Below are 11,750 nucleotides of genomic sequence, written 5' to 3'. Positions count from 1 at the left end.
GGCCTGCCGTCGCTTGTGTACTGACCGACGCTTGCCCTTTGGCGTTAAATCCCCCATGACAGGCCTATGACACTTTCAGCCAAAGCCCTTTCCGTTCACCTGCTCACTGCGACAGGTGCTATTTTTGCCATGTTGGCCATGTTGGCCGCCGTTGAGTCCCAGTGGTCGTTGATGTTTTTATGGCTTGTTGTTGCGTTTTTTGTGGATGGCATCGATGGGCCATTGGCGCGGCGATATGATGTGAAAACCAACGCGCCGGAATTTGACGGTGTGTTGTTGGATTTGATCATCGACTACCTGACATATGTCTTTATTCCGGCCTATGCGCTGTTTGCGTCCGGGTTGTTGCCCGGATGGACGGGGTGGGTTGCGATCATCATCATCACCTTTGCCTCTGCGATGTATTTCGCCGATACACGCATGAAAACAAAGGATTATTCATTCTCAGGCTTTCCGGGCTGCTGGAACATGCTGGTGTTGGTCCTGTTCGCGTTGGAACCTAATTTTTGGCTGATCCTCGCGATCGTAACCTTCTTGGCTGTGGCGATGTTTTTGCCGATCAAATTTGTCCATCCCGTGCGCACAGAACGCTGGCGATTGCTGACATTGCCAATGGCACTGGCATGGACGTTTTTTGCAGGCTGGGCCGCTTGGGTTGATTTTCACCCCCAAAGCTGGGCGCATTGGGGATTGGTCATCACCTCCATCTATTTGATGGTGGCCGGGGCGTTGCAACAAATCATGTATGGCAAAGACGGCTAAATCAGCAGTCCGGCCGCACCTTCGTGGCGCAGCAGCCAGACCTTGGTTTCCACGCCGCCGCTGCCCGAAAACCCGCCCAGCGATGATGCCCCCAGAACCCGGTGACACGGAATGATCACCGGGATCGGATTGCCGCCACAGGCATTGCCCACAGCCTGCGCTGATCCGGATACATCTGCCGCGATATCGCCATAGGTGCGGGTTTCGCCGAACGGAATGGCGGACATCGCGTCACAAACATCACGCTGAAATTGTGATCCGGCGACGTCCAACGGCAGGTCAAATTCCTGTAGATCCCCGGCGAAATACGCCTCCAGTTGCGCCGCCGCACACTGCAACAACGCGGTTTGATCCACGCCTTTGGGACCGGGCATGCGATCCCCCCAATCCAACCGCACAATGGCGCCATCACGTTCAACAATCGTCAGGGCGCCGGTGGGCGAAGGAAGGGTCAGGCGTGGCACATCAATACACTTTTTCGAGGATGAATTTCACACCATTCTGCTCAAACTCATCGCCTTCTTGCAAGCCCGATATCTGGCGATAAATCGGGGTGTCCACGGAAATGCCCATATAGGTTTCGCCGTTGCAGTCAAATTTGCGCGTGGACACAGACACCACAAAATTGCGCCCGCCAAAGCTAACAACCGCGCCGGGCTCCACTTCGGATTTCGGTGTAAAATCAAGCGATTGAAGCGCTACGATTTTGGCTTCGTGGGTGTGGATGGGCGCATCGAACGAATGGGCCAGATCGGCGTTGATGCGCGCTTGGCTCATTTCATCGCGATCAATGGATGACCGATCATCCAGATGGCTTTCGGCCAGATAGGTTTCGTAATGCTCGCGCGCGGATTCCAGTTCGGCGGATTCAAGCGCCAGCATGGCGTCGCGCAGGGCGGATTTTTTAGCATGGGGCATGGGAAAACTCCTTCCTCTGTTCAAGGATGAGTTAACCGCAAAACCCGTCAGGCCCGCCCTGACACAGATCAATCAAATGGCGTTAGCCAAGCGCGGTACTACAGCGTCCGCAGGTGCCGTCATGGGCGTGGCTGCCCACATCTGGCAGCACTTTCCAGCAGCGTTGGCATTTGCCGCCTTCTGCCTTTTCAAACACCACGCCGACCCCTTCGATTTCGGGCAAACGGAACGCTTCGGCCGGGCTTGGATCGCCGGACAATTGCACCGCGGATGTGATGCACACATCGTCGAAATCAACCGATTTCAAAGCAGCCAACACGTCGGCGTTTTCCACATGCACAACCGGTGCCGCCTCAAGTGACGCTCCGATCACCTTGTCGCGGCGCTGGATTTCCAACGCGGCTGTGACCACCCGACGGACCTGACGGATACCGGCCCATTTGGCGGCTAGATCGGCGTCTTGCCATGCGCTTGGCGTGTCCGGGAAATCCTCTAGGTGGATCGACGTTTCGTCGCCTTCGTTCCGCTCTAGCCAGATTTCTTCCATGGTGAAAACAAGGATCGGCGCCAGCCATTTGGTCAGGCGTTGATACAGGATATCCAGCACCGTGCGCGCTGCGCGACGTTCGATTGTATCGCCATCGCAATACAGCGCATCCTTGCGGATATCAAAGTAGAACGCCGACAGATCGACAGTGGCAAAGTTGAACACAGCCTGCCAAACGCTTGTGAAATCAAACTCTTGGTAACCTTTGCGCACCTGTTCGTCCAATTCCGCCAACCGGTGCAGCACCAGCCGTTCCAGTTCGGGCATATCCGCAGGTTCAACGCGATCTGCCTCGGTGAAATCATTCAGCGAGCCAAGGATAAACCGCATTGTGTTGCGCAGCCGGCGATAGCTGTCGGCCACACCTTTCAGGATTTCTGGCCCGATGCGCTGATCGGCCATGTAATCCGTTTGGGCCACCCACAGGCGCAAGATATCAGCGCCATATTGTTTGACGATGGTTTCAGGCACGATGGTGTTGCCCAATGATTTGGACATTTTATTGCCCTTCTCATCCAGCGTAAACCCATGTGTGACCACGTTGCGATACGGCGCGCGGCCCAATGTGCCACAGGCCTGCAACAGCGATGAATGGAACCAGCCCCGGTGTTGATCGGTGCCTTCCATATAGACGTCAGCGATGCCGTCTTTGGTGCCGTCTTCGCGGTCGCGCAGCACAAAGGCATGGGTTGATCCACTATCAAACCACACGTCCAACACGTCAAACACCTGATCGTAATCGTCCGGGTTCACGTCATCGCCCAAGAACCGCTCTTTGGCGCCCTCAGCGTACCAACAATCCGCACCTTCCACTTCGAACGCTTCGGCGACGCGGGCATTGACCGCCTCATTGCGCAGCAAGAACCCTTCGTCGGTTGGCAGCAAGCCTTTGCGGGTGAAACAGGTCAGCGGCACACCCCAAGCACGTTGACGCGACAGAACCCAATCGGGACGCGCTTCGATCATGGAATGCAGACGGTTCCGCCCGGTCTGCGGCCACCATTTGACCTGCTGGTCGATGGAATTCAGCGCACGATCCCGGATGGTTGTGCCCATGTCGTCCTGACCATCATTGATGTCACGATCCACAGCGGCAAACCATTGCGGCGTGTTGCGATAGATGATCGGCGCTTTGGACCGCCAAGAATGCGGATAGGAATGCTTGATCTTACCACGGGCCAACAGACCGCCCACTTCGACCAGTTTGTCGATGATGGTTTTGTTTGCGTTGCCTTCTTTGCCTTTGCGATCAAGGATATACGTCCCGCCAAAGAACGGCAGATCAGCGCGAAAGCCCCCATCATCCATGACGTTATAGGTGATAACCTGTTCCAACATGCCCAGATCACGGTAGAGTTCAAACTCTTCCATCCCGTGGGACGGCGCGCAATGCACAAAGCCCGTGCCTTCGGTGTCGGTGACAAAATCGGCGGCGCGGAAATCGCGTGTACCATCCCATTCGCCATTGCCCCCCTCAACACCAGCAAGTGGGTGTGACAGCGCCAAACCCGCCAGTTCATCCGCAGGCACATCCCGCACTCGGGTCCATTGATCATCGGCCAGACGCGCGCGGGTCATGACATCCGCGGCCAGATTGTCGGCCAGCAGGTATTTGTCCCCCACCGCGACCCAGCTTTCATCCGGGGTGCCGGTGACTTCGTATAGGCCATAGGCGATGTTTTCGCCGTAAACGACGGCTTGGTTGGATGGGATCGTCCAAGGCGTGGTCGTCCAGATCACAACCTGGGCCCCATTCAGGTCATGGCCCGCATTGGTGACCTTAAACTTCACCCAGATGGTGAAGCTTTCTTTGTCGTGATATTCCACCTCAGCCTCGGCCAGCGCGGTTTTTTCAACCGGGGACCACATCACGGGTTTGGACCCTTGATACAGCGTGCCGTTCATCAGGAACTTCATGAATTCCTCGGCGATCACCCGTTCGGCGTGGAAATTCATCGTCAGATAGGGATCAGCCCAATTGCCGGTGATGCCCAGACGTTTGAATTCTTCGCGCTGGATTTTGACCCAGCCATCGGCAAAGGCGCGGCATTCCTGACGGAATTCCACAACGTCAACGGCATCTTTGTCTTTGCCTTTTTTGCGGTATTGCTCTTCGATTTTCCATTCGATCGGCAGGCCGTGACAATCCCAACCCGGCACATAGCGCGCATCAAATCCCATCATCTGATGGGACCGCACGATCATGTCTTTGATGGTTTTGTTCAACGCGTGACCGATATGCAAATGCCCGTTGGCATAGGGCGGTCCATCATGCAGCGTGAACGGGTCGCGCCCCTGTTTTTCCCTCAGGCGATCATAGACGCCAATGCGCGCCCAGCGATCCAGCCAGTTGGGTTCACGTTTGGGCAGGCCTGCGCGCATCGGAAAATCCGTTTTCGGCAGGTTCAGCGTGGACTTATAATCAGGAGCAGTGTTTTCGGGGGTCGTTTGGTCGGCGCACATGTGGTTGGCGTCCTCTGGATTAGATATCTCAAAAAGGGGTCAGGTCGGTGCGATGTCTCAACACCTTTGCCCGGCGTCTCATAAATCAGAGCGCCGGGGTCATAATTCGAATGATGATCACACCGAGATATGCCATGACGCGCTTATAGGCATCCGATTTACTGGGGTAAAGGTATGAGTAACGCACAATTACAGATCGCCGTCGTGGGCGCAGGTATTGGCGGTTTGGCCGCAGCATCGCTTTTGGCGGATCGTGGATTTGACGTGACGGTGTTCGATCAGTTTGACGCACCGCGCCCGGTTGGGTCGGGGCTGGTTATTCAGCCCGTGGGGCGCGATGTATTGGATGCGATTGGTGTGGGCGATGCGGCGCGCGCAATGGGCAACAATATCCACCGGATGTTTGGCGACGAAGCCGATCACGGCCGCCCGGTTCTGAACGTACATTACACGGGCCGCAAAGGGCTGGCGATCCACCGCGCGGCGCTGTTTCAGGCGTTGCTGGGTGGTGTGCAAACCCGCAACATCCCCCTGATCACATCCGCAGAAATCACCGGGTTTTCGGATGGTTTCCTCCAATCGCGGGACGCACAATACGGGCCGTTTGATTTGGTCGTGGATGCGGCCGGCGCTGGGTCGCCTTTGTCGCCACTTCAATCCCGCCCCCTGCCCTATGGGGCGATCTGGGGCACCGTGGATTGGCCCGATACTATTTTACCCAAGGATCAACTGAGCCAGAAATATCGCCGCGCCGACCGCATGATCGGCGCATTGCCCATCGGCAAAATGCCCCAGAATACAGAACACGGCGACGGCAGGTTTAAGGCGGCGATCTTCTGGTCCATGCCCCGCGATGCCTATGGCGATTGGCAGCAGGCCGGTTTAACGGCGTGGAAGGACGAAGCCCGCGCCCTTTGGCCCGACTTTGCCCCGTTTCTGGATCAAATCACCGATGCGGATCAGATGCTGATGGCGCGCTATACCCATGGCACATTGCGACGTCCCTTTGGGGATGGGATTGTCCATATCGGGGATGCCGCGCATCGGGCCAGTCCGCAGCTGGGCCAAGGGGCCAATATGGCGTTGCTGGATGCCCATGCGCTGGCGCTGGCACTGGTCAAGGCTTGTGAAACCGCAGGTCGCAGCGCTGACATCGTGTCGCAGGCCCTGCCGATTTATGCACGTGCGCGGCGGTGGCATGTGCGGATCTATCAAACCATGTCAGCCGCGTTCACGCCGCAATATCAATCAGATAGCCGTTTGTTGCCGAAATTTCGCGACCGCATTCTGTTTCCGGTTTCGATGATCCCACCGACGCCACGGATTTTGACATCTTTGGTGGCAGGGACCATGTTGCCGCCATTGGCGTCGCTAACCCCCCCGAGCAAGGATTAAACCATGGCCATCCCCCCCCGATTTGACGTGACCGAACCCGATATCGCGCGGGTTGTGGCCAGCTTTTATGAAAAAGTCCGCCAGCATCCGGGATTGGGGCCTGTATTTTCCGTCCACATCACAGATTGGCCAAGTCACGAAGCCAAAATCGTGCGGTTCTGGTGCAATGCGATCCTGCATGAACGGGTTTACGACGGCAATCCCATGGCCGTGCATAAGGCGGCGGGCAATGTGCAACCCGGCATGTTCAGCACATGGCTGGCGCTGTTTGACCATGTTTTGCAGACGGAATTGTCGCCAGACGCCGCGGCGGGCTGGTCTGAGCTGGCGCATCGCATTGGGCGATCATTGCGCGCGGGGGTGTCTGATGTCACCCGCCCCGGCGAGGTTCCGATTTTTCGCTAGCAACCCTTAGGAACGCCCAAATAACCCCGTCAACGCACGCCGCACCAGCGCGGTCACGGACGGTTTGGGCGTTGTATTGAACGGCAATGGGCGGCAGACCTCGATTGCGGCCACGCCAACCCGTGCGGTCAGCGCCCCGTTGATCACGCCTTCGCCAAAACGACGCGAAATTTTCGACAAAGCGCCCCCACCGGCCACTGAATTGATCAGGTCGTCGCCAATCGCAACGGCCCCAGTGGCGACCAAATGGGTCAAAACCGTGCGGGTCAATCGCCAAGAGCTCAGCCCGCCGGAACGTCCGCCATAGATTTCGGCGATGCGGCGGATCATGCGTAAATTCGCAGTGAGCGCGGTGAACAAATCGGCCAGCGCCAGCGGTACAATCGCGGTGACCGTGGCGACCTGGCGCGCGGCGGCTTCAACTTCGCGCATGGCGCGTTGATCCAGCGGCCCCAGCAAATCCGTTTCCGCCAATCCCAACAGCCCATCTGCGTCCAGAATTTCGCCTTGGCGTTCCTTTAGGCGATCGCGCCCCCACCGCGTATCATCGCGGCCCGCATAAAGCGATGTGAGCTGTGAAACGACCTGTCGTGCAGCGCCCAGATCCGCGTCAGCCAGCGCCAATTCGGCGGATTTGTGGATACGATCAACCCGCCGCAATCGACCAAAGGCAGCCATTTCACCCAGGCTAAGCACCAATAAAACAACACAAAATGCGCCAACCAATGCGGAGGCGATCCCGCCCAGAACTGGGGATCGCATCAACAAACCATTCACGAAATCCCACGCAGCCACCGACGCCGCAAAGCCGATTATGGCCAGCAGCAGTGACCAAAACCACCGCATCAATCGCGAAGGTTTGCGCGCCGCCAGCGCGGCCACCTGCTGCATTGCGCTCTTGTCGGGCCCGGTGGTGATATCTGGAACCGGGGGGGCCAATGATGGGTCAGATTGGGGCGTGTCCGCGTCCAAATCGATCAAAACGGGCCCTTGGGGGCGGTTGTCATTTTGCGAGGTCATGACCGGGTCCAATCGACTGTAAAATCAGGCATTTTTGCTGCGCAGCGGCGTGTCATAATTTGTCACCGATCAAAAATTGCGCCGCTTTGTCCAGCCGAATATGGGGCGGCCCATCGCCGGGCTTTAGCGTCAGCGGCGCGGGGGCAAAATTCATGATCTGGTAATCCGCATCCAGCCATTTCTGTGCACCTGATCGCGCAGAGGCCAATAAATGCCCCGGATCATCCGGCAATGCGCCGGGATAAAACGCAGCCTGTTTGCCATTTTGCAACCGGCCGCGCACCACGTTCAACAGCGTGCCGTTGTGGTCGATGCGATCCTCGGTTGTGGTCCGCAATGCTGCAATCGACATGGCGGCGGTTTTTGCCCCGGCGAAATCAGCGCGATCTTTGGCTTCGCGCAACAAAGCCTGAGTGATCGCAGTCAATTGTGGATGCTGGGCGTGATGCAGATGATCCGCTTTGGTGGCGGCAAACAGAATGCGATCAATGCGCCGCCCCTGAAACAAACGCGTCAGAAACGCATTTCGCCCCGGACGAAAGGCAGCAAGGATATCTGCCATGGCTTGGCGCAAATCATCAACCGCGCGCGGTCCAGCATGAATGGCGCCCAACACGTCCACCAAAACGATCTGGCGATCAATGCGCGAAAAGTGGTCCCTGAAAAACGGCTTTACCACATTGCGTTTGTAACTTTCGAACCTGCGTTCAAATTCACGATATAGGGTCCCGCGCGCGGCCTTTGGCAATTCCGGTAAGGGGGCAAAAGTCAAAACCGGTGACCCAGCCAAATCCCCCGGCAACAAAAACCGCCCCGGCCCGCAATCGGAATATCCGTTATTTCGCGCGACGTTAAGATAAGATGTGAATTGTTGCGCCAAATGCTGAGCCACAGGTTCATCCAGCTTTTTAGCGGTGTCTGTTTGGGTCAAAGCGGCGTTAAATGCCTCAGCTTCGTGGCGATCAGCAATCCGCGTCAGAACCTCTGTGGACCATTGCGCATAGGATTTTTCCAACAATCCTAAATCCAGCAACCATTCGCCCGGATAGTCGACAATGTCCAAATGCACGTTGCGCGGCCCTTGCAGACCCGACAACAGCCCCGTGGGCTGCACCCGCAATGACAGTCTGAGTTCGCTGACCCGTTTGGTTCCGGTGGGCCATTGCGGCTGGGATTGGGTAAGGTTCGAAATGTGATCTTCGTAGGTGAATCTGGGCAGGGTATCATCGGGTTGAGGTTGTAAATATGCAGTTCGGATCGCGCCATTTGCGGCGCCGATCAGCTGTGGCATACGGCCACGATCCATCAGGTTGGCCACCAGTGACGTGATAAACACCGTTTTTCCGGCCCGCGACAATCCTGTCACCCCTAAACGGATGACCGGCTCTGAAAAGGGGGCGGTTACGGTGTCGCTCACGGCCTCGATTGATCGGGCGATGCCATCTGCTATCTCTGTGAAAACCAATCTCTGCCCCTTTTCAAAGCGCCACATTCATGGCTAGGCCTAAAATAAGCCGCCCCACGCATAATGTGTAGGGATTGATTTCGTCCGGTGTTCCCCCTAAGGCGACACTTATGCCCAGATATGCCCTAAAAATTGAATATGACGGCCGCCCGTTTTCAGGCTGGCAACGTCAAATTGATCTGCCCACAGTTCAAGGCGCGATTGAGACGGCCCTAGCGAAACTGGAACCGCGTGACCACAATATCGCAGCGGCCGGTCGCACCGATGCCGGGGTCCATGCCACAGGTCAGGTGGCGCATTGTGATTTGGATCGCGAATGGGATCCGTTTCGCCTGTCCGAAGCCCTGAATTATCACCTAAAACCGGCCCCCGTCGCGATTGTGGAATGCGCCCGGGTTGACGATGAATGGCATGCCCGTTTTTCGGCTCAGGAACGGCGCTATTTGTTCCGTCTCATGAGCCGCCGCGCCCCGCTGACATTCGATGATGGGCAATATTGGCGCATCAATCATGAGCTGGACGTTGACGCGATGCAAACGGGTGCGACCCATCTGATCGGACAGCATGATTTCACCACGTTTCGATCCACGATCTGTCAGGCGCAAAGCCCGATAAAAACCCTAGAAGAGCTGCGTATCGAACAGATCAACCATGCAAATGGCATCGAATACCGGTTCCATGTGCGCGCCCGGTCGTTTCTGCACAACCAAGTGCGCAGCTTTGTGGGGACATTGGAACGGGTCGGAGCCGGGTCATGGACGCCGGATGATGTGCGCACCGCACTTGCGGCAAAAACCCGCGCAGCCTGCGGGCCGGTTTGTCCGCCACAGGGGCTTTATCTGGCGCATGTGACCTATCCGGATGATCCGTTTTCACGATCTGGCGCATAATGGGCTAAAATCCGCGTGATCCCGTCGCCGCCCCGTTCCTACTGGCGCGGCAATCGGATATAAAAACCGCAACAGACCCAAATGGGTCAAAGTCGGGGTGAAACGTGCGGTTATTCAGGTCAATGTTGTCAGGGACAGCCCTGTTTTGCGCGCAGATGGCGGCGGCGCAGGACGTCACGCTGGTGCTGGATGATCCAGAATTGCGATCCGTGGTGCGGGATGCGTCCCTGACGCTGCAATTGCGCAATGATGCGGATGCCAGTGCGGCTGATTATGTCGCGGCTGCACGGGTGGATTACCGGCGGATTCTGACCGGGCTATATTCCCAAGGTTATTACAGCGGAACCGTATCGATATTGATTGATGGGCGCGAGGCAGGCACGCTTGCGCCGTTGGATGCGCCCCGTCAGATCACGCAGGTACAGATCATCGTCGATCCCGGCGCGGCGTTTGTGTTTGGACAGACCGATCTGGGCCCCCTGCCAGAAAATGCGGTTCCCCCCGAAACCTTTGCGCCCGGCCAGCCCGCAAAAACCGGCGAAATCAGCAATGCGGTTGATCAGGGCATCACCGCTTGGCGCAGCCAGGGTCACGCACTGGCACAGCGATCTGATCAACGGATACTTGCCCATCACCCGGATCATCGTCTGGATGTGGCGATCAACATCGATCCCGGTCCTCAGTTGCGGTTTGGCCCCCTAACGATCACTGGCAACACCGCCGTTCGCACCGACAGAATTGATGAAATCGCGGGGCTGCCATCCGGCATTTTTGACCCCCAAGAGGCAGAGCGCGCCGCGTCCCGATTGCGGCGCACCGGTGCATTTCAATCCGTGGCGCTGATCGAAGGCGATACAATCGTCAACGGCGATCAGCTGCCTTATGAATTGCAAGTGGTTGAAATGCCCCAACGCCGGTTGGGCTTTGGCGTCGAATATTCCACCGTAGAGGGGCTGACCCTGTCCAGTTTCTGGCTACATCGCAACCTGTTGGGCGGGGCGGAACGACTGCGCGCTAATGGCGAAGTCACCGGCATCGGTGGCACAACCGGCGGGATCGATTACGAATTGGGCCTGACCTATGGCCGCCCTGCCACGCTTAATCCCGATACGGATTTATACGCTGAATTGCTGGCCCAACGCATTGATGATCCGGGCTATGCGCTGGATCAATTCAGCGCAGAAGTCGGCCTGACCAAAACCATCCATGACTGGCTTAGCTACAATGTTGGGGTGGGCTATCTGACGGCGGATGTGTCCGACGATCTGGGGGTTCGCACCTATCAATATCTGACCTTTCCTGTTTCGGCACAAGCGGATCGGCGTGACAATGCGCTAAATCCCAGTGACGGCTGGTATGCCCGTGTCGAACTGACACCCTTTTCGCGCATTGATGCCAATGACAAAGGTGGACGGCTTTATGGGGATGGGCGGCTTTATCGCACGGTTGGCAATGACCGCGCTGTTTTGGCCTTTCGCAGCCAAATCGGCAGCGTGTTTGCCGTGACCGCGGATCGGGCACCTGCGGATTATCTGTTTTTCTCAGGCGGGGGGGGCACGGTGCGTGGCCAACCCTATCAATCCTTAGGCGTGGCGGATGGCGCGGATCTGATTGGCGGGCGATCCTTTCTTGGGTTCCAGACCGAAGCCCGCATAGACGTGACCGACAGCATCGGGGTTGTGGGGTTTTATGATACGGGGTTTATCGGGGCAGATGCGTTCGATTTTACCAACGGGGATTGGCATTCTGGGGCTGGATTGGGCGTGCGGTATGAAACCGGGATCGGGCCTATTCGGCTGGATGTCGCGGCCCCTGTTTCTGGCGACAACAGCGGTGGCGTTCAGTTTTACATCGGTATCGGGCAGGCCTTTTGATGCGCCGGGTG

10 protein-coding genes are annotated in these 11,750 nt (G+C 57.3%); 5 read left to right on the top strand and 5 right to left on the bottom strand.

The window, feature by feature from the left end; genetic code table 11:
- Window positions 1-66 precede the first annotated feature (66 nt).
- Window positions 67-762: a phosphatidylcholine/phosphatidylserine synthase gene (locus AB1F12_RS04655; RefSeq protein ID WP_368186937.1), complete on the top strand. Its 696-nt coding sequence runs from the start codon at window positions 67-69 to the stop codon at window positions 760-762.
- Here the strand turns inward: AB1F12_RS04655 and AB1F12_RS04650 are convergent.
- From AB1F12_RS04650 to ileS, 3 genes are all read right to left on the bottom strand, one after another.
- Window positions 759-1,226 carry a methylated-DNA--[protein]-cysteine S-methyltransferase gene (locus AB1F12_RS04650; protein ID WP_368186935.1) on the bottom strand — a complete coding sequence of 156 codons (468 nt, stop codon included), beginning with the start codon at window positions 1,224-1,226 and terminating at the stop codon, window positions 759-761. The genes AB1F12_RS04655 and AB1F12_RS04650 overlap by 4 nt on opposite strands.
- A 1-nt stretch (window position 1,227) precedes the next feature.
- Window positions 1,228-1,680: a hypothetical protein gene (locus AB1F12_RS04645; protein ID WP_368186934.1), complete on the bottom strand. Its 453-nt coding sequence runs from the start codon at window positions 1,678-1,680 to the stop codon at window positions 1,228-1,230.
- A gap of 82 nt (window positions 1,681-1,762) precedes the next feature.
- Window positions 1,763-4,690: an isoleucine--tRNA ligase gene (gene ileS / locus AB1F12_RS04640; protein WP_368186933.1), complete on the bottom strand. Its 2,928-nt coding sequence runs from the start codon at window positions 4,688-4,690 to the stop codon at window positions 1,763-1,765.
- A gap of 174 nt (window positions 4,691-4,864) precedes the next feature.
- On the opposite strand from ileS, the gene AB1F12_RS04635 reads away from it, so the two are divergent.
- Window positions 4,865-6,085, top strand: a complete 1,221-nt coding sequence (locus AB1F12_RS04635; RefSeq protein ID WP_368186932.1) for an FAD-dependent oxidoreductase — start codon at window positions 4,865-4,867, stop codon at window positions 6,083-6,085.
- 3 nt (window positions 6,086-6,088) lie between these two features.
- A complete protein-coding gene (locus AB1F12_RS04630) occupies window positions 6,089-6,490 on the top strand; it encodes a group III truncated hemoglobin (RefSeq protein ID WP_368186931.1) in 402 nt (133 codons plus the stop codon).
- 6 nt (window positions 6,491-6,496) lie between these two features.
- Here AB1F12_RS04630 and AB1F12_RS04625 read toward each other — a convergent pair whose 3' ends face one another.
- Window positions 6,497-7,510 (bottom strand): YcjF family protein, encoded by a 1,014-nt coding sequence (locus tag AB1F12_RS04625; RefSeq protein ID WP_368186929.1) that lies wholly within the window; start codon window positions 7,508-7,510, stop codon window positions 6,497-6,499.
- Between the two features lie 52 nt (window positions 7,511-7,562).
- Entirely contained in the window at window positions 7,563-8,975 is a 1,413-nt protein-coding gene (locus AB1F12_RS04620) for a YcjX family protein (RefSeq protein ID WP_368186928.1), read from the bottom strand.
- A gap of 110 nt (window positions 8,976-9,085) precedes the next feature.
- Between AB1F12_RS04620 and truA the strand changes: the two genes are divergently transcribed.
- Together truA and AB1F12_RS04610 are read left to right on the top strand one after the other, a co-directional pair.
- Window positions 9,086-9,865, top strand: a complete 780-nt coding sequence (gene truA, locus AB1F12_RS04615) for a tRNA pseudouridine(38-40) synthase TruA (RefSeq protein WP_368186927.1) — start codon at window positions 9,086-9,088, stop codon at window positions 9,863-9,865.
- 122 nt (window positions 9,866-9,987) lie between these two features.
- Window positions 9,988-11,739, top strand: a complete 1,752-nt coding sequence (locus AB1F12_RS04610) for an autotransporter assembly complex family protein (protein WP_368186925.1) — start codon at window positions 9,988-9,990, stop codon at window positions 11,737-11,739.
- The last annotated feature ends 11 nt before the right edge of the window (window positions 11,740-11,750 follow it).

Source organism: Aestuariibius sp. HNIBRBA575 (assembly GCF_040932005.1).
In the GTDB taxonomy this organism is placed as follows: domain Bacteria; phylum Pseudomonadota; class Alphaproteobacteria; order Rhodobacterales; family Rhodobacteraceae; genus CANLNM01.
Note: the sequence above shows the minus strand (reverse complement) of the source record. Positions and strands in the feature narration are given on the sequence as shown.

What these genes read in the sequence shown, in the direction of transcription:
- AB1F12_RS04635 (WP_368186932.1), top strand. Translation starts at nt 4,865, where the DNA reads ATGAGTAACGCACAATTACAGATCGCCGTCGTGGGCGCAGGTATTGGC.
- AB1F12_RS04655 (WP_368186937.1), top strand. Translation starts at nt 67, where the DNA reads ATGACACTTTCAGCCAAAGCCCTTTCCGTTCACCTGCTCACTGCGACA.
- AB1F12_RS04610 (WP_368186925.1), top strand. Translation starts at nt 9,988, where the DNA reads ATGTTGTCAGGGACAGCCCTGTTTTGCGCGCAGATGGCGGCGGCGCAG.
- AB1F12_RS04625 (WP_368186929.1), bottom strand. Translation starts at nt 7,510, where the DNA reads ATGACCTCGCAAAATGACAACCGCCCCCAAGGGCCCGTTTTGATCGAT.
- AB1F12_RS04630 (WP_368186931.1), top strand. Translation starts at nt 6,089, where the DNA reads ATGGCCATCCCCCCCCGATTTGACGTGACCGAACCCGATATCGCGCGG.
- truA (WP_368186927.1), top strand. Translation starts at nt 9,086, where the DNA reads ATGCCCAGATATGCCCTAAAAATTGAATATGACGGCCGCCCGTTTTCA.
- AB1F12_RS04645 (WP_368186934.1), bottom strand. Translation starts at nt 1,680, where the DNA reads ATGCCCCATGCTAAAAAATCCGCCCTGCGCGACGCCATGCTGGCGCTT.
- ileS (WP_368186933.1), bottom strand. Translation starts at nt 4,690, where the DNA reads ATGTGCGCCGACCAAACGACCCCCGAAAACACTGCTCCTGATTATAAG.